Annotated in this window: 18 protein-coding genes and 1 pseudogene; 14 read left to right on the top strand and 5 right to left on the bottom strand. The window is 62.9% G+C overall.

What is annotated here, in order from left to right; translation table 11 throughout:
• Nucleotides 1–165: 165 nt before the first annotated feature.
• On the top strand, nt 166–657 hold the full coding sequence (locus FJ434_RS13280) for a hypothetical protein (RefSeq protein ID WP_181165915.1): 492 nt from the start codon (nt 166–168) through the stop codon (nt 655–657).
• 45 nt (nt 658–702) lie between these two features.
• Here FJ434_RS13280 and FJ434_RS13275 read toward each other — a convergent pair whose 3' ends face one another.
• Nucleotides 703–1,479 (bottom strand): VOC family protein, encoded by a 777-nt coding sequence (locus FJ434_RS13275; protein WP_140502343.1) that lies wholly within the window; start codon nt 1,477–1,479, stop codon nt 703–705.
• A 175-nt stretch (nt 1,480–1,654) separates the two neighbouring features.
• Between FJ434_RS13275 and FJ434_RS13270 the strand changes: the two are divergent.
• From FJ434_RS13270 to FJ434_RS13240, 7 genes and pseudogenes are all read left to right on the top strand, one after another.
• Nucleotides 1,655–2,301: pseudogene (locus tag FJ434_RS13270) on the top strand (gamma-glutamylcyclotransferase).
• Between the two features lie 199 nt (nt 2,302–2,500).
• Nucleotides 2,501–3,856 carry an NAD(P)-dependent oxidoreductase gene (locus FJ434_RS13265; protein ID WP_140717634.1) on the top strand — a complete coding sequence of 452 codons (1,356 nt, stop codon included), beginning with the start codon at nt 2,501–2,503 and terminating at the stop codon, nt 3,854–3,856.
• A gap of 5 nt (nt 3,857–3,861) precedes the next feature.
• On the top strand, nt 3,862–4,704 hold the full coding sequence (locus FJ434_RS13260) for a methyltransferase domain-containing protein (protein ID WP_140747600.1): 843 nt from the start codon (nt 3,862–3,864) through the stop codon (nt 4,702–4,704).
• A 12-nt stretch (nt 4,705–4,716) separates the two neighbouring features.
• On the top strand, nt 4,717–6,030 hold the full coding sequence (gene preA / locus FJ434_RS13255; RefSeq protein WP_140747597.1) for an NAD-dependent dihydropyrimidine dehydrogenase subunit PreA: 1,314 nt from the start codon (nt 4,717–4,719) through the stop codon (nt 6,028–6,030).
• Between the two features lie 113 nt (nt 6,031–6,143).
• A complete protein-coding gene (locus FJ434_RS13250; RefSeq protein WP_140502348.1) occupies nt 6,144–6,662 on the top strand; it encodes an Rrf2 family transcriptional regulator in 519 nt (172 codons plus the stop codon).
• Between the two features lie 28 nt (nt 6,663–6,690).
• A complete protein-coding gene (locus FJ434_RS13245; RefSeq protein ID WP_140747594.1) occupies nt 6,691–7,149 on the top strand; it encodes a carboxymuconolactone decarboxylase family protein in 459 nt (152 codons plus the stop codon).
• Between the two features lie 66 nt (nt 7,150–7,215).
• Nucleotides 7,216–7,569 (top strand): DoxX family protein, encoded by a 354-nt coding sequence (locus FJ434_RS13240; RefSeq protein WP_140747591.1) that lies wholly within the window; start codon nt 7,216–7,218, stop codon nt 7,567–7,569.
• A gap of 678 nt (nt 7,570–8,247) precedes the next feature.
• On the opposite strand, the gene FJ434_RS13235 is transcribed toward FJ434_RS13240, so the two are convergent.
• A complete protein-coding gene (locus FJ434_RS13235) occupies nt 8,248–8,970 on the bottom strand; it encodes an SDR family oxidoreductase (RefSeq protein WP_140747588.1) in 723 nt (240 codons plus the stop codon).
• Nucleotides 8,967–9,806 (bottom strand): SDR family NAD(P)-dependent oxidoreductase, encoded by an 840-nt coding sequence (locus tag FJ434_RS13230; protein WP_140747585.1) that lies wholly within the window; start codon nt 9,804–9,806, stop codon nt 8,967–8,969. The genes FJ434_RS13235 and FJ434_RS13230 overlap by 4 nt, the downstream gene beginning before the upstream one ends.
• 103 nt (nt 9,807–9,909) lie before the next feature.
• On the opposite strand from FJ434_RS13230, the gene FJ434_RS13225 reads away from it, so the two are divergent.
• Nucleotides 9,910–10,791, top strand: a complete 882-nt coding sequence (locus FJ434_RS13225) for a helix-turn-helix transcriptional regulator (protein ID WP_140747582.1) — start codon at nt 9,910–9,912, stop codon at nt 10,789–10,791.
• A 134-nt stretch (nt 10,792–10,925) separates the two neighbouring features.
• Here FJ434_RS13225 and FJ434_RS13220 read toward each other — a convergent pair whose 3' ends face one another.
• Nucleotides 10,926–11,561 carry a TetR family transcriptional regulator C-terminal domain-containing protein gene (locus FJ434_RS13220; RefSeq protein ID WP_140502355.1) on the bottom strand — a complete coding sequence of 212 codons (636 nt, stop codon included), beginning with the start codon at nt 11,559–11,561 and terminating at the stop codon, nt 10,926–10,928.
• 226 nt (nt 11,562–11,787) lie between these two features.
• Here FJ434_RS13220 and FJ434_RS13215 point away from each other — a divergent pair, with 226 nt between their 5' ends.
• From FJ434_RS13215 to FJ434_RS13200, 4 genes are all read left to right on the top strand, one after another.
• On the top strand, nt 11,788–13,116 hold the full coding sequence (locus FJ434_RS13215) for an aspartate aminotransferase family protein (RefSeq protein WP_140502356.1): 1,329 nt from the start codon (nt 11,788–11,790) through the stop codon (nt 13,114–13,116).
• 70 nt (nt 13,117–13,186) lie between these two features.
• Nucleotides 13,187–14,437 (top strand): Zn-dependent hydrolase, encoded by a 1,251-nt coding sequence (locus FJ434_RS13210; protein ID WP_140747579.1) that lies wholly within the window; start codon nt 13,187–13,189, stop codon nt 14,435–14,437.
• Nucleotides 14,438–14,503: 66 nt separating this feature from the next.
• Nucleotides 14,504–15,955, top strand: a complete 1,452-nt coding sequence (gene hydA, locus FJ434_RS13205) for a dihydropyrimidinase (RefSeq protein WP_140747576.1) — start codon at nt 14,504–14,506, stop codon at nt 15,953–15,955.
• Between the two features lie 2 nt (nt 15,956–15,957).
• Nucleotides 15,958–16,335 carry a hypothetical protein gene (locus FJ434_RS13200; protein WP_181165917.1) on the top strand — a complete coding sequence of 126 codons (378 nt, stop codon included), beginning with the start codon at nt 15,958–15,960 and terminating at the stop codon, nt 16,333–16,335.
• Nucleotides 16,336–16,361: 26 nt separating this feature from the next.
• Here the strand turns inward: FJ434_RS13200 and FJ434_RS13195 are convergent, their stop codons facing one another.
• Nucleotides 16,362–16,766 carry a cupin domain-containing protein gene (locus FJ434_RS13195; RefSeq protein ID WP_015317160.1) on the bottom strand — a complete coding sequence of 135 codons (405 nt, stop codon included), beginning with the start codon at nt 16,764–16,766 and terminating at the stop codon, nt 16,362–16,364.
• Nucleotides 16,767–16,905: 139 nt separating this feature from the next.
• On the opposite strand from FJ434_RS13195, the gene FJ434_RS13190 reads away from it, so the two are divergent.
• Nucleotides 16,906–17,697, top strand: coding sequence for an ABC transporter ATP-binding protein (locus FJ434_RS13190; RefSeq protein WP_140502361.1), 792 nt, complete (start codon nt 16,906–16,908; stop codon nt 17,695–17,697).
• Nucleotides 17,698–17,716: the final 19 nt, after the last annotated feature.

Genomic DNA, 17,716 nt, shown 5'->3' with positions numbered 1-17,716 from the left:
TATCGCCCGGCTATGGACCATTCACTTCCCTTGGCCTGCCCTCAACAATTGGTGATTGGAAATGTTCCCCAGCCTGACCTCTGATATTGTGCCCGTTAGGGTTGCAATTATATCGCTATGGTTGTATTAATTTATGGACACTCCAGACATGTGGGTCCCCTCGCCATGAAAAAAGTCACCATCGGCCTGTTCGCAATCCTTATGGGCACCACCAGCTTCGCCATGGCCGAGGACGCCGGCTGCGAGGCCTTCAAATGGCCGGTGACGCGCGAACAGGCGCTGTTTGCGGCTGCGCCCTCAGCGCCGTCCGGAGCGACGCTCGCGGTGGGTGCCGCTGCGGATCTGGCGCTGGTGCCGGCCGAGAAGGCCGGTTTCGCGGTGCCGCCCGAACGGGCCCCCGCCGAGGGCACGTTCGGCGCCGTAGCCAGCGTGGCGGTTCCGCCGGAGGGAGCCATCCAGATCAGCCTGTCGGGCGAGGCCTGGATCGATGTGATCCAGGACGGCCATGCCGTGAAATCGGCGGGTTATAGCGGTGTCAAAACCTGCCCCGGCATCCGCAAGAGCGTGCGCTTCAAGCTGGCGGCGGGCCAAGCCACCGTCCAGTTCAGTGGTGCCAAGAAAGAGACCCTCAAGGTCGCGGTGCTGGCGCCGGAATGAGCCGACGCCAGCAGGCGTGATTTCAGTGGTTGGCGTAAGCGCTCGCTACCGCACCGGCGCCATCAGAGCGAAATGCGCGCCTTGCGGGTCCTGGCATTGCACGACCCAGCTGCCTCCGGGCACCTCCATGGGTCCCATCAGGATCTTGCCGCCATTGTCGGTGACGCGTTTGGCGGCCGCGTCGATGCCGGTGACATTGAAATAGAACTGCCAGACCGGCACCGGTATCTGCTCGGGCTTGTTCATGATGCCGCCACCGGATTCAGGGCCGGCGGTAAAGGTCTGATAGATGCCCATCGGGCCCATGTCGAATTCGCCGGCATTGGTCCAGCCGAACTGGCTGGAATAGAAATCGAAGGCGGCCTTCCAATCGCTCGTATAAAGTTCGTGCCAGCCAATATGGCCAGGCGTGCTGGCCGGCACAACCGGCTGGTCGGGGCCGTTCGGCTGCAGGAACATGAACGTCGCGCCTTGCGGATCGGCGACGACGGCGAAGCGGCCGACGCCTGGAATGTCGTCGGGCTGGCGGTGAACGGCACCACCTGCCTTTTCCAGCGACGCGGTAGCGGCATCGACATCCCTTGCATGGATATAGCCCAGCCAGGCGGGCGGCATACCCATATTGGCCGCATCCTCCGGCATCGTCATCAGGCCGCCGACGCCACGCTCGCCGACATTCATGACGATATAGCGCGGCATACCTGGGGCCTTGTCGAAGGGCTCGGCCCTCCAGCCGACCACGGTTGTATAGAAAGCCTCCGCGGCGTCGAGGTCCGACGTCATCAGTTCGTACCAGAAGAAGGGCATCGGGGATTTTGGCATGGTCGGTCTCCTCACCGTTGTGCACCGATCGTCGTTCGATCCATCCTAGGACGATCTCGACGACAGAAATCCGACATCTGGGCTAGAAATCGGGAACGGCAAGGCCAGCCTCCTGGTATCTTGCGCGCCTTGCGATTTTCGCCTTTGCTTGGCCACGAGAAGGGGGCCTCGATCCATGCGGCAGATGTCGCTTACAGCCGAGCTTGTTACACTGTGCCATCGCGAGGAGGCCGATCCCGGGCCCAGCGGCAGCTGGACGCAGCTGAGCGACGAGGATTTCCGGGTCCTTTCCGCGCGGCTGTCCGATGAAGCCGATGCGGGGCCGCTATGGGTGTTCGCCTATGGCTCACTGATCTGGAAGCCGGCTTTCGAGTCCGTCGAACGCCAGCGCGCCACCGCCCATGGCTGGCATCGCTCCTTCTGCATCGACATGGTCCGCTGGCGCGGCAGTGTCGCGCAGCCAGGACTGATGATGGCGCTCGAACGCGGCGGGCGATGCGATGGTGTGATCTATCGTCTACCGGAAGGGGAGAAGGCTGCTCAGATCGAAAGACTGTTGCGGCGCGAGATCGACGATCACGAGAGCGTCGCGTCGGTCAGTGGGTCCCGGTGCGTACGGCGCAAGGGCATCTGCGGGCGCTGGGTTTCTGGGTCGGGGTGACGGGCAGAGGCACTTCGCTCGGGCAGCCGCTGGAGACAGTAGCACGGGTGCTGGCGCGCGCCTGCGGCCATGTCGGCTCCGGGGCGGAATATCTTTACAACACGGTCAGCCACCTCGAGGAATTCGGCATCCGCGACCGCAATCTTTGGACGTTGCAGTGATTGGTCGCCGACGAGATCAGGTCGATCCACGGCAATGGCAGGGGTGGCGACCTTATCCCAGCGTCATCGTCATCATAACATGAATACAGTTGTCATGTTTTCTTCCAGCCTTTTCAATATTTTGCGCCAAAAATTGACCAATTGATAAAAAAACAAAACGTGCTAGCCTTCCCCAAAACGAAAAGATGGGGAACTGAAAATGCCAGAGGGCCAGTTCAAAGAAGGTATTGTCGGCGGCCGGCTCCTGCCCGACCAATATGCGGACAATTTTTCCGACCTGCACCCGCCGCTCGATCATCACGAGGCGCTGGTCGAATCCGACCGCTGCTATTTCTGCTACGACGCGCCGTGCATGAATGCATGTCCGACCTCGATCGACATTCCGATGTTCATCCGCCAGATCTCGACCGGCAACCCGATCGGGTCGGCCAAGACCATCTTCGACCAGAACATCCTGGGCGGCATGTGCGCCCGCGTCTGCCCGACCGAGACGCTGTGCGAGGAGGTCTGCGTGCGCGAGGTGGCGGAAGGCAAGCCGGTGCAGATCGGCCGTTTGCAGCGCTACGCCACCGATGTCGCGATGAGCGAGAACAAGCAGTTTTATCCACGCGCCGAGCCAACGGGCAAGACGGTCGCCGTGGTCGGCGCCGGCCCGGCCGGCCTTGCCGCGGCGCACCGGCTCGCCCGCCACGGCCATGACGTGACCATCCTGGAGGCGCGCCCGAAGGCCGGCGGTCTCAACGAATATGGTATCGCCGCCTACAAGAGCGTCGACAACTTCGCCCAGGCCGAGGTCGACTACGTCACCGCGATCGGTGGCATCGACATCCAGAACGGCAAGGCGCTTGGCCGCGACTACCAGTTCTCCGACCTGATCCGCAACTACGATGCGGTGTTCCTCGGCATGGGGCTTGGCGGCGTCAACGCGCTGCGCGCCGATGGCGAGGATGCCGCCGGCGTCACCAACGCGGTCGAATTCATTGCCGAGCTGCGCCAGGCCAGCGACCTCTCAGGCTTGCCGGTTGGCCGCCGCGTCGTCGTCATCGGCGGCGGCATGACGGCGATCGACGCCGCCGTGCAGTCGAAGCTGCTTGGCGCCGAGGAGGTGACGATCTGCTACCGGCGCGGCCAGGAGCATATGAACGCCTCCGAGTTCGAGCAGGACCTGGCCGCCGCCAACGGCGTCACCATCCGCCATTGGCTGCAGCCGAAGCGGGTGATCGCTGAAGGTGGCAAGGTCAGTGCCATCGAACTCGAATACACCGCGCTCATCGGGGACAAGCTTGCCGGCACCGGCGAGACGCTGACGCTGGTTGCCGACCAGGTGTTCAAGGCCATCGGCCAGAGTTTTGTGCCGGTCGCACTCAACGGCAGCGGGGCGTCAATCGACCTCGAAGCCGGCCGTATCAAGGTTGACGAGGAAGGGCGCACCTCGCTGGCCAAGGTCTGGGCCGGCGGCGACTGCATTTTTGGTGGCGACGACCTGACCGTCTCGGCCGTGGCGCAAGGGCGCGATGCGGCCGAGAGCATCCACAGGAGCCTGACCCAGGGATAAGGATCATGGCCACGGTGGAACCGGGCATTGCCCGTCACTACGAGATTTCAGGGCTGGAGCAGCGGATTCTTGCCGCGCTTGCCGATACTGGCGTGGAAATCGCCCTTCTGAGCGCCGACGATCTCGCCGCAGTCGACGAATTCCACATTGGCGGCGTGGCCGCCACCAGGGAACTCATCGACCAGATGGGGCTGAAGCCTGGAGTCCGGCTTCTCGACATCGGTTCAGGCATCGGCGGTCCGGCCCGTTTTGCCGCGAACAATGCCGGCGCCGACGTCACCGGCATCGACCTGACGCAAAGCTATGTCGACATCGCGGCCAGCCTGTCGAAACAGGTGGGAATGGACGGCAAGACGCGCTTCGTGCAGGGCAGCGCGCTGGACATGCCGTTCGACAAGGCCAGCTTCGATGCGGCAATGATCCTGCATGTCGGCATGAACCTGGCCGACAAGCGCAAACTGATGAGCGAGGCCGCCCGTGTGCTCAAGTCCGGCGGCGTCTTCGCTGTCTACGACGTGATGCGGCTCAAGGACGGCGCGCTGACCTATCCGCTGCCATGGGCATCCGACGAGACCATGTCCTTTGTCGCCACGCCAGACAACTATCGTTCGACGGCCACCGCGGCGGGCTTTTCGGTGACCGCGGAGCGCCCGCGCGGTGCTTTCGCCATCGAATTCTTCGCGAAGATGCGGGCCCGCATGGCGGCCGCGCAGGCCGAGGGCAAAAAGCCGCCGCCCGGCGTCGGCCTCGTCATGGGCGAGGATGCCCGCACCAAGATCGCCAACCTCACCGCCGCGCTTGAAGGCGGCATTCTTGCTCCCGTGGAAATGCTCCTTCGTCTCGGTTGAAAGGGACCTGTCATGGCTGACATCCGCAACAATTTCGTCGGCATCAAATCGCCCAATCCGTTCTGGCTGGCCTCGGCGCCGCCGACCGACAAGGCCTACAACGTCATCCGCGCCTTCAAGGCGGGGTGGGGCGGTGTGGTCTGGAAGACGCTGGGCGAAGAGGGGCCGCCGGTGGTCAACGTCAACGGCCCGCGCTACGGTGCGATCTGGGGCGCCGACCGGCGCCTGCTCGGCCTCAACAACATCGAGCTGATCACCGACCGCGATTTGCAGACCAATCTGCGCGAGATGAAGCAAGTCAAGATGGACTGGCCCGACCGCGCGCTGATCGCATCCATCATGGTACCGTGCGTCGAGGAAAGCTGGAAATCCATCCTGCCGCTGGTCGAGGAGACCGGAGCCGACGGCATCGAGCTCAATTTCGGCTGCCCGCACGGCATGTCGGAGCGCGGCATGGGGGCGGCCGTCGGCCAGGTGCCGGAATATATCGAAATGGTGGTGCGCTGGTGCAAGCAATATACGCGCATGCCCGTGATCACGAAGCTGACGCCCAACATCGCCGATATCCGCAAACCGGCGCGGGCAGCGCATGCCGGCGGCACCGACGCGGTGTCGCTTATCAACACCATCAATTCGATCACCGGCGTCGACCTCGACAGTTTCGCACCGATGCCGACCATCGATGGCAAGGGTTCGCATGGCGGCTATTGCGGCCCGGCGGTGAAGCCGATCGCCATGAACATGGTGGCCGAGATCGCGCGCGACCCCGAAACCCGCGACCTGCCGATCTCCGGCATCGGCGGCATCACCACGTGGCGGGACGCCGCCGAATTCATGGCGCTTGGCGCCGGCAACGTGCAGGTCTGTACGGCGGCGATGACCTACGGCTTCAAGATCGTGCAGGAGATGATCGCCGGCCTCGAAAACTGGATGGATGAGAAGGGCCACCGCTCGCTCGACGACATCATCGGCCGTGCCACGCCCAACGTCACCGACTGGCAGTACCTCAACCTCAACTATGTCGCCAAGGCGCGTATCGACCAGGATGCCTGCATCAAATGCGGCCGCTGCCACATCGCCTGCGAGGACACCTCGCACCAGGCGATCACCAGCATGGTCAACGGCGTCAGGCATTTCGAGGTGATCGAGGCCGAGTGCGTCGGCTGCAATCTGTGCGTCAATGTCTGCCCGGTCGACAATTGCATCACCATGGAGCCGCTGGCGGCGGGCGCGTTGGACCAGCGCACCGGCAGACCGGTGTCGCCGGTCTATGCCAACTGGACGACGCATCCGAACAACCCGATGGCCAAGGTGGCGGCGGAGTAGCGAGCAGACATTCGACGAGAAAAGCGGCGTCTTCGGGCGCCGTTTTTTCATTTTCCTATTGCAGATAAAAATTATCCACGATAAAAGGTATCCATGAATGGGAGATTGGCATCATGAAGCTGGGCGAGGGCGTTGAAGCGGCCATTCACTGCGCGGCCACGCTGGCCAGTGTCGAGGGCAACAGCACGATACCGGGCGCGGCCCTGGCGGAGGCCTTCGGCCTGTCGCCGACCTATCTCCTGAAGCATCTCAACATGTTGAGCGCGGCGCGGATCCTGGAATCGGTGCCGGGTCCCGCCGGCGGCTACCGGCTGGCGCGGGCTGCCGAGCGCATCACGCTGCTCGACATCGTGCTGGCCGTAGAAGGGCGCGAGCCGGCGTTTCGCTGCGGCGAGATCCGCCGCAACGGTCCGGTCAAGATCGACGCCTCGGCCTATGTCAAACCCTGCGGCATCAATGCCGCGATGCTGAAGGCCGAGCGCGCCTACCGGGCAGCGCTCGCAGAGGTGAAGCTGTCCGACATCGTGGCGGATTACGCGGCGGAAGGCGACCCCAGATCGTTTGCCGCGAGCTGCGCCTTTGTCGAGCGTCATCAGCGGCCGCAGAAATCCCGTTCAACCAACCAAGCCTAACCTCCCCAAAGATGCGAAAGGAAAGACGATGAAACAGAGACTGCAGTTTTTCGCCAAGGCGCCGGAAATCATGAAGGCGGTGACGGCACTCAACAAGGCGGTCGACGAATGCGGGCTGGAGGTAACCCTGCTGCACCTGATCAAGCTCAGGGCCTCGCAGATCAACGGCTGTTCCTTCTGCGTCGAGATGCACAGCCGCGAAGCCAGGCGCGACGGTGAGACCGAACAGCGGCTCTATCTGGTCGCTGCCTGGAAGGAATCGCCGCTCTTCTCCGAGCGCGAACGCGCCGCCTTCGCCTGGACCGAAGCGGTGACCCTGGTCGCCAGCAACGGCGTATCGGACGAACTCTACGCCCGCACGCTCGAGCATTTCTCGGAAGAGGAACTGGTCAAGCTCTCCGTCGCGGTCGGCATGATCAACACCTGGAACCGGCTCTGCATCCCGTTCCATGCCATCCATCCGATGCCGGCCGCCAAGGCGGCCTGACAGTCCTGGTGTCTATTGGAGCGCCGAGGAAAGCGGCGCTCCTACTGTTTTCAAAGGGAGAATTTAATGCCCGTCGATTTGCCTTCGACCTTGCTGTTTCTTGGCCGCCTTCTGCTCGGCGGCGCCTTTGTCTTCGCCGGCCTGCGCAACATCCAGAACGCCGCATTCCTGACCGGTTTGATGGCCGCGCGTGGCGTGCCAATGACTCGGTTGGCGCTGTGGGCCGGCATTGTCCTGCAGATCATAGCCGGCGCGCTGGTGATGGCCGGCCTCTGGACGGTAATCGCCTGCGCGGTGCTGGTGCTGTTCCTGATCGTCGCCACGCCGATGTTCCACAATTTCAGGGATCATCAGGGTCCAGACCGCGCAGCGCGCATCAACGGCCTCGTCGGCAATGTCCCTCTGAGCGGAGGTTTTTGACGCTGATCGCGCAGTCGCTGTGGGGGATCGCTATTTTGGATGGGATGGCCCTCACAATACTAAGCTGCCCCCTTCGTCGACGCTGCGATCGACGCAGCCCAGCTGGTGCCGATGATGTCTTTGTCGCTGGAACGAAATGGCTTCAAAGTCTCGATCATCTGCAGCAGGTTGGCCCTTCTGTTGGACGGATTTCTGGGAGTAGGCAATGAGGCTGCATAGCCCTCTACTTCCTCGAATGTGCAAATATCAACGTTCTTGTAGACGAGCTCTCCGTGTTCATTAGGTACCCGAATCTGGGGGGAGACGTTAAAATTTCCCCACATTGTGAGCTGGGTTGTACCCACACTTGCAGGGCCTCTCTCGCGAGCGCGCGAGAGTTCTCTTGCGAGAGCCATCCTCACAAGATCAGCTCTCGCTTCAAGCACAGCCTCGGGGTGTTCCTTGAGCACCGCAGCAACGACAGTGTCTGAAGAAGCTCCGGGGTTTCCCAATTCATTAGCTTTAGCGATGAGTAAGTTGCGTACCTTTGCCAGCGCTTGCCGACGAGTGCGCTATTCCGATAATGCATTGAATACGCTTACATAAGTTAGTTAATGCTCCGCTAACTGTGCCCTGTCGAGGCCGAGCAGCAACGCCGTGGCTTAGCGGCGGTCCCCTAACACTGGCCGTGTCATTTATTCAAGCCGCGAACCGCAGTCCGCCATCGCAGGTCAGCACCTGGCCGGTCATGAAGCTGTTGGAGACGAGGAAGGCTATCGCCGAGGCGACGTCCTCGGCACGGCCGATGCGGCCGACCGGCGTTTTCCCCGCATATTCGGCAAAGACCGCCTGCCGCTGCTCAACCGGTAGAAAATCCCACCACGGCGTGTCGATGACGCCGGGCGCAACCACGTTGACGCGCAGCGGCTTCAGTTCCACCGCCAGGACCGGCGCGACGGTCAGCAGCATGCCGTTGATGGCGCCGATGCCGGCGACGCCCGGCATCGCGACCTGGGCCGACACCGCCGAAATGAATGTGACCGATCCCGATTTGTTCAGCGTCGGCAAGGCTGCCTGCAGGCAGGAGAGTTGCGGGCGCACTTTTTCGTCGACGCCCCCGGCGATGTCTGCAAGGTCGAGGGTCTCGAATGGACCGAGGCCCTTGCCGCCGCTGGCCGCCAGAACGAGATGGTCGAACGGGCCGAGGCGCTCGAAGAACTGGCGTACGTCATCCGGCTTCGAAGCGTCGAAGGCGGCCTTGTCGGCAGCGCCGCCAAGGCTCTTCCAGGCGCTGACGAGCTTGTCCTGGTTGCGCCCGGTGATGGTCACCTTCATGCCCGGGCCGAGCAGTTTGCGCGCTGTCGCCAGGCCGATGCCGGACGAGCCGCCGATGATGACTGTGTGTTCGGTTCTGTCGTTCATGACTGTTCTTCCTTCGATTTTGGCGAAGCCAACCCGACGAGGTCGAGGCTCCGGCTGCGCAATTGCCGTCTTGCCCTGGCGTCGTAGGCCTGGGCGTGGGCGCGGGATTCGCGCAGGCCGTCGAAATAGAGGCCGCTGCGCCCTTCGAGCGCGGATGAGGTGGCGAGGTTCAAGATAGCTTCGGCGCCGGTTTCGACGGAGCTCCACGGCGTCACGCCCGCCTGTCGGACCATGGTGGTGTTCATGTAGCTCGCCGGATGCAGTGCGTTGACGGTGACGCCGCTGCCTTCCAACTGCTCGGCCAGATCGACGGTGAACAGGATCTGCGCCAGCTTGCTCTGGCAGTAGGCGCGCACCCCGCTATAGCCGCGGGTCAGCATGACATCGTCGAAATCGATCGGCTGCTGGCCGGCGGACGCGACATTGACGATGCGTGCCGGGGCGCTCGCCTTCAGCAGCGGCAGAAGCTCCGAGGTCAGCAGGAAGCCGGCGAGATAATTGACGGCAAAGCGCAACTCGTAGCCATCGGCGCTTGTCTGTCGCTTGTCGCCAGCAGTGCCGACGCCGGCATTGTTGATGAGGATGTCGAGGCGGGTTGTGCTGCCGCGCACGGCCTCGGCGAGGCGTCTTACCTCCGCCAGCGAAGCGAGATCGGTCGCGAGAAACTCGGCCTTGCCGCCGGCGGCTTCGATATCGGCGATAACGGCCTTGCCACGGGTTGCATCGCGGCCATGCACCAGCACCCGTGCTCCGGCGGCACCCAGCCTTTGCGCCACGACCCGGCCGACGCCGTCGGTCGAGCCAGTGATGAGGATGGTCTTGTCTTTCAATTCCATGTTCAGAGCCTCCTGTTGTTGCCCTGAACGCAAGATGGGGCGCTTCGCCCATGTCAAACAGTTCAAACTTTATCCTGGTATCAATACTGCTATAACAGTCGGCGTGAACGCTCCCGCTGCCTCCACCCGATCAGCCGACGAGAGCCGCCGGCGCGAGCTCGGCGCCTTCCTGCGTTCGCGCCGGGAAAGACTGGCGCCGTCGGCCACCGGCATCACGACAGGTCCGCGACGGCGCACGCCGGGTCTGCGGCGCGAGGAAGTGGCGATGATCGCCGGTGTCGGCACCACCTGGTACACCTGGCTCGAACAGGGCAGGGATGTGCGGCCCTCGGTGGAAGTGCTGGCGGCGCTCTGCGAGGCGCTTCGCCTCGACGCCGTCGAGAAGCGGCATCTGTTCATCCTGGCCGGCCGCCAGCAGCCGGAGCGTCGTGTGGCGGCGCCGGAAAAGGTCGACGCCACGCTGTTGCATATGCTGCAAAGCCTGGTGCAGCAGCCCGCCTACGTCGTCGGCCGGCGTTGGGACGTTCTTGCCTGGAACGAAGCGGCCGTGGCGGTGTTCGGCGACTACGGCCTGCTGGAGGGCGATAGCAGAAATATCGTCCACATGGTGTTCACCAACCCGCACCACCGCCGCCTGCTGGTCGACTGGGAAGAACTCGCCCGCGTGGTGCTCGCCTCGTTTCGTGCCGAAAGCGCCAAATATGTCGGCGATCCGGATTTCGAACGGCTGATCGCGCTGATGATGAACTCAAGTCCCGAGTTCCGTGACTGGTGGCCCCGGCGCGACGTGGCGCGAAAACTAACCGGCGTGAAGCACATCCGGCATCCCAAGGCTGGCTTGATGGCTTTCGAGCATATGAGCCTGTCGATCGACGACGGCTCGGACATGCGGCTGATCGTCTACACGCCGCTCGCCGAGCAGAACTCGATCGCCAAGCTGCAGCAATTGCTCGACGCGATGCCGGCCGAACGACGCAGCGCGTGAGACCCCTCAGCTTCGTCGTCCTCGGGTCTGCGCTGCGTCGCCACGCTCCTTGCTCCGCCCGTGGATGACGAAATAATGAGCGCCTCCGCTAACCTCCACGGTCAGCAAGAACCAAACAACCGGTGGGTCGGCCGCTAGCCGTTTGGCTTCAGCCCATCGAGGAACAATTGCTCCAGGAAGCGGGCAGCGTCCTCGAAGCGGCCGTCGCCGCCGCGGTTCGACCCCAGAACGGCGCGGACCTGGACGTCGAAATCGGCATAGTGCTGCGTCGTTGCCCAGATCGCGAAGATCAGGTGCCAGGGATCGGTCCGGGCGATCTTGCCGGCGCGCATCCAGCCCTTGATGACGGCGGCCTTCTCGTCGACCAACGTCTTCAACTCGCCCGCCAACAGCGGCATGATGCGCGGCGCTCCCTGCAGGATCTCGTTGGCGAACAGCCGGCTCTCGCGCGGAAAGTCGCGGGCCATTTCCAGCTTGCGCCTGATGTAGCTCCTGAGTTCGGTCATCGGATCGCCGATGTCGTCGAGTTCCCTGAGCGGCGCCAGCCAGGTTTCGAGCAGCCGTTCCATCAATGTCTCGTGAATGTCCTCCTTGCGGCGGAAATAGTAGAGCAGGTTCGGCTTCGACATGCCGGCGGCTTCGGCGATCTGGTCGATGGTCGAACCTCGGAAGCCGTTGGTGGAAAACACTTCGAGCGCGGCCTCCAGGATCAGTTCGCGCTTTTCCACCTGGATGCGGGTGCGGCGAGGGGCTTGCGTGCTCGTGGTCACCGTTGCGGACCCTCGCATCGACGGTCATCTGGACCAATTCTCTGGACCAGTTTTTCTCCAACCTGTGGAACGCACTTCAGGAGCCGCATTTCCGCTAGTAATCCATTGACCGCCGACATGGCGGTGCTAACGTTTGTCCAATCGGTCAAAATTTGCGTAGCATGAAAGCGCGGCAAAGACCAAGCGTTGGGCGCAGCGAAACAGGTTACAAGGGGAAGTCTTGGTCATGTCCAACCGGCTGAAAGTCACGCCGAACGATCTCAGCGCATTCTGGATGCCGTTCACGGCAAACCGGCAGTTCAAGCAGGCGCCGCGCATGTTCGTGTCCGCCAAGGACATGCATTACACGACCAGCGACGGCCGCAAGGTGCTGGACGGCACCGCCGGCCTGTGGTGCGTCAACGCCGGCCATTGCCGTCCGAAGATCACCGAGGCGATCCAGCACCAGGCCGCCGAACTCGACTACGCCCCGGCCTTCCAGATGGGCCATCCGATCGTGTTCGAGCTGGCCAACCGCCTGGTCGACCTCGCGCCCAAGGGCATGGACCATGTGTTCTTCACCAATTCCGGTTCGGAATCGGTCGAGACGGCGTTGAAGATGGCGATCGCCTATCACCGCGTGAAGGGAGAGGGCTCACGCACCCGGCTCATCGGCCGCGAGCGCGGCTATCACGGCGTCAATTTCGGCGGCATCTCGGTTGGCGGCATCGTCACCAACCGCAAGATGTTCGGCACGCTGCTGGGCGGCGTCGACCACATGCCGCACACGCATCTGCCGGAGAAGAACGCTTTTTCGAAAGGCGTGCCGGAGCACGGCGCGGAACTCGCAAACGAGCTGGAGCGGATCGTCGCCCTGCATGACGCCTCGACCATCGCGGCCGTCATCGTCGAGCCGGTCGCCGGTTCCACCGGCGTTATCCTGCCGCCGAAGGGCTATCTCGAGAAGCTGCGCGAAATCTGCACCAAGCACGGCATCCTGCTGATCTTCGACGAGGTCATCACCGGTTTCGGCCGCCTTGGCGCGCCGTTCGCCGCCGACTATTTCGGCGTCACGCCCGACATCATGACCACCGCCAAGGGTGTCTCCAACGGCGTCATCCCGATGGGTGCCGTGTTCGTGAAGAAGGAAATCCACGACGCCTTCATGACTGGCCCCGAGCACATGATCGAGTTCTTCCATGGCTACACCTATTCGGGTAATCCGATCGCTTGTGCGGCCGCACTCGGCACGCTCGACACCTACAAGGAAGAGGGCTTGCTCACCCGTGGCGAGGAACTGGCACCTTATTGGGAGGATGCGCTGCATTCGCTGAAGGGCGAGCCGCATGTCATCGACATCAGGAACATCGGCCTGATCGGCGCGATCGAGCTCGCGCCTATCGCCGGCAGCCCGACCAAGCGTGCGTTCTCGGCTTTCGTCAAAGCCTTCGAGCGCGGCGCGCTGATCCGCACCACCGGCGACATCATCGCACTGTCGCCGCCGCTCATCATCACCAAGGGCCAGATCAACGAACTGATCGACCATGTGCGGGAAGTACTGCGGTCGATCGACTAGACTTGCCTTTACTGGGTAGGTGGCGATGGGAACCGCCACCCGCCCAGAACATGAAATGGAAGGACTTTGAATGGCCGCACCCGGCGAAAATCTGCGAATCAATTCAGACCGTTTGTGGGATTCCATCATGGAGATGGCGAAGATCGGCCCCGGCATTGCCGGCGGCAACAATCGCCAGACCGTGACCGACGAGGACGGCGAGGGCAGGCACCTGTTCAAGCGCTGGTGCGATGCCGCCGGGCTCGAAATGGGCGTCGACGAGATGGGCACCATGTTTGCCCGCCGCGAAGGCACCGACCCCAGCCTGCCGCCGGTCTATGTCGGCAGCCACCTTGATACGCAGCCGACCGGCGGTAAGTATGACGGTGTTCTCGGCGTCCTCGGCGGCCTGGAGATCGTGCGCTCGCTCAACGATCTCGACATCAAGACGAAGCACCCGATTGTCGTCACCAACTGGACCAACGAGGAAGGCGCACGCTTCGCCCCGGCGATGATGGCGTCCGGCGTGTTTGCCGGCGTGCTCGACCAGGCCGATGTCTACGAGCATACGGACAAGAACGGCAAGAAATTCGGCGAGGAACTGGAGCGCATCGGCTGGAAGGGCGCCGAGAAGGTCGGCGACCGCAAGATTCACGCCTTCTTCGAACTGCATATCGAGCAGGGCCCGATCCTCGAGGACGAAGATATCGACATCGGTATCGTCACCCACGGCCAGGGCCTGAAATGGCTGCAGGTGACGCTGACCGGCAAGGAGGCGCATACCGGCTCGACGCCGATGCCGAAGCGCCGCAATGCCGGCCTCGGCATGGCCCGGGTGATCGAACTGGTGCACGAGATCGCCATGGACTACCAGCCCGACGCCGTCGGCGCGGTCGGCCACATGGAAGCCTATCCCAATTCGCGCAACATCATCGCCGGCCGCACCGTCTTCACCATAGACATCCGCTCACCGGAGAAGGAAATGCTCGACGCCATGGATGGCCGCATCCGCGAAGGCATCGACACGATCTGCGACGCGCTCGACATCCGATACGAGATCGAGCAGGTCGGTCATTTTGATCCGGTCACCTTCGACAAGGGCTGCGTCAAGGCGATCCGCGACGCCGCAGAGCGGCTTGGTTACACGCACCGCAATATCGTCTCCGGCGCCGGCCACGACGCCTGCTGGATCAACCGCGTCGCGCCGACCGCGATGGTGATGTGCCCTTGCGTGGATGGATTAAGCCACAACGAGGCGGAAGAGATCACCAAGGAATGGGCCGCGGCCGGCGCCGACGTTCTGTTCCACGCGGTGGTGGAGACGGCCGTCATCGTGGAGTGAATTTAGAGATTTACCTTCAACGCCGCTCACCAAGAAGCGCGAAGAGAAGAACAAGGGAACAGCAAAATGACCAAAGTCATCAAGAACGGCACCGTCGTCACCGCCGACCGCACCTGGAAGGCCGACGTGCTGATGCAGCACGGCAAGATCGTCGCCATCGGCTCGGACCTGCATGGCGACCATGAGTACGACGCCACCGGTTGCTATGTCATGCCAGGCGGCATCGATCCGCATACCCATCTTGAAATGCCCTTCATGGGCACTTACTCAGCCGACGATTTCGAATCCGGCACGCGTGCGGCCCTGGCCGGCGGCACGACGATGGTGGTCGATTTCTGCCTCCCGTCCCCGCAGCAATCGCTGCTCGAAGCTTTGCAGATGTGGGACAACAAGACCTCCAAGGCCTCATGCGACTATTCCTTCCACATGGCGATCACCTGGTGGGGCAAGCAGGTGTTCGACGAGATGGCCACCGTCGTCGACAAGGGCATCACCTCGTTCAAGCACTTCATGGCCTACAAGGGCGCGCTGATGGTGGACGACGACGAGATGTACGCGTCGTTCCAGCGCTGCGCCGATCTCGGCGCACTGTCGCTGGTGCACGCCGAGAATGGCGACGTGGTCGCCGCCCTGTCGCAGAAGCTGCTCGCCGCCGGCAACAATGGCCCCGAAGGACATGCGTATTCGCGCCCACCGGAAGTGGAGGGCGAGGCAACCAACCGCGCCATCATGATCGCCGACATGGCCGGTGTGCCGCTCTATGTCGTGCACGTCTCCTGTGAGCAGAGCCACGAGGCGATCCGGCGGGCGCGCCAGAAAGGCATGCGGGTGTACGGCGAGCCGCTGATCCAGCACCTGACGCTGGACGAGAGCGAGTATTTCGACAAGGACTGGGATCACGCGGCGCGCCGCGTTATGAGCCCGCCCTTCCGCAACAAGCTGCATCAGGATTCTCTGTGGGCGGGCCTGCAAGCCGGATCGCTGCAGGTGGTGGCGACCGACCATTGCGCCTTCACCACCGAGCAGAAGCGTTTCGGCGTCGGCAATTTCACCAAGATTCCCAACGGCACGGGGGGCCTCGAGGACCGGCTGCCGGTGCTATGGACCAAGGGCGTCAACACCGGGCGACTGACGATGAACGAGTTCGTCGCGGTGACATCGACCAACATCGCCAAGATCCTCAACATGTATCCAAAAAAGGGCGCTATCGTCGAAGGTGCCGATGCCGACATCATCGTCTGGGATCCGAAGCGCAGGAAAACGATTTCTTCGAAGAAGCAGCAGTCTGTCATCGACTACAACGTGTTCGAAGGCGTCGAGGTGACGGGCTTGCCGCGCTTCGTCTTCTCGCGAGGCGAGTTGTCGATCGAGGAAGCCGAGGTGAAGGCAAAGCCCGGTCATGGTGAGTTCGTCGGCCGCGAGCCGAACGCCGCGGTCAACCGGGCGCTGTCGACCTGGAAAGAGATCACCGCGCCGCGCAAGGTCGAGCGGACCGGCATTCCGGCGACCGGGGTTTGACGGTGAGGCGCGCGGGGTTCTATCTCACCGCCGTTCTTGTTCTGGCTGCCGGCTCCGCCTCGGCGGCCGGCATCGACCTGTCCAAGCCCTATGGCAACAAGACCGGCTGCATCAACAAGAATGGTCAGAAGGTCTATGCCGAGGACATGCTGCTGCTGACCGATACCGACTTCATCACCATCGCCAGCGCCTGTACCTTCATTGAAAAGCAGGTACAGGCCGACGGTTCGCTGGTGGCGAAGGCGCAATGCCAGGCGGAAGGCGAGGAAGGCCAGTCGACGATCCGGTTCACCATCAAGCGCAGCGCCAAGAACGCCAAGAAGCTGGTGATTGCCGACGAGGACGGTACCGTCTACGGGGAAGTGTCACGGTGCCGATGACGGCCAGCGTCCCTCGTTCGAGGATATCAAGCGACCAGTGCATCCAGTTCCGGCAACAGGACGACACTTTCCTGTTCGTTGGGGTCGGTGCGGGCGATGACGGCCGACGAGGGGGCGTTGCTCAGATTGGCCGGCAGATGCGGCACGCCGGCCGGAATGTAGAAGAGGTCACCGGCCTTGACGACGATGTGATGCTCCAGCCTGTCGCCATACCAGGTATGGACCTCCCCGGAGAGCACGTAGATCGCCGTTTCATGGTTCTCATGCAGATGCGCCTTGGCGCGGGCGCCGGGCGGCATGGTCAGCACATGCATGCAGATGCCGGAAGAGCCGACCGACTCGGTGGCGATGCCTGCGAAATAGGTTAGACCCTGCTTGCCTTCATAAGTGCTTTCAGGGCGGATAAGATGACAAGTGGGTTTAGGCGACATCGGGGAAACTCCGGGCGTCGATTGAGTGGGACAAGCTCAGCAGGGCTGGGGCCAATGGGACGGGTCGAATGGAAAACAACATCGCGATAAAAGCAATCGGAATCGGGACGGCGCCGCGGGAACAGGCAGGCCGCAACCGATGACGGGAACTTCGCCAGCCGTCGTTTCGGCAAGCAAGCTTGGGCTCACCTTCCAGACCAATGACGGGCCGGTGCAGGCGCTGTCCAATGTCGACCTGACCATCGGCAAGGGGGAGTTCGTCTCCTTCATCGGGCCGTCGGGCTGCGGCAAGACCACTTTGCTGCGCGTCATTGCCGATCTGGAGAAGCCGACCTCGGGGGCGATTTCGGTCAACGGCATGACAGCTGAACAGGCGCGCGAGAAACGCGCCTATGGCTATGTGTTCCAGGCCGCCGCCCTGTTTCCCTGGCGCACCATCGAGCGCAATGTCGCGCTGCCGCTGGAGATCATGGGCCTGTCCAGGGCCGAGCAGGCGGAGCGCATCAAGCGCACGCTCGACCTCGTCAATCTCAGCGGCTTCGAGAAGAAATATCCCTGGCAGCTTTCCGGGGGCATGCAGCAGCGCGCCTCGATCGCCCGTGCGCTCGCCTTCGACGCCGACCTCCTGTTGATGGACGAGCCGTTCGGCGCGCTGGACGAGATTGTTCGCGACCACCTCAACGAGCAATTGCTGGAACTGTGGGGACGGACGAACAAGACCATCTGCTTCGTCACGCACTCCATCCCGGAGGCGGTCTATCTGTCGACACGCATCGTCGTCATGTCGCCACGTCCGGGCCGGGTCAGCGATGTCATTGAATCGACGCTGCCGAAAGAGCGGCCGCTCGGCATCCGCGAGACGCCGGAGTTCCTGGCGATCGCCGCACGGGTGCGGGACGGGTTGAGGGCAGGGCATAGCTATGATGATTGAAGCGGGTGACAAGCGCACG

Source organism: Mesorhizobium sp. B2-5-13 (assembly GCF_006440535.1).
Classification (GTDB): Bacteria; Pseudomonadota; Alphaproteobacteria; order Rhizobiales; family Rhizobiaceae; genus Mesorhizobium; species Mesorhizobium salmacidum.
Note: the sequence above shows the minus strand (reverse complement) of the source record. Positions and strands in the feature narration are given on the sequence as shown.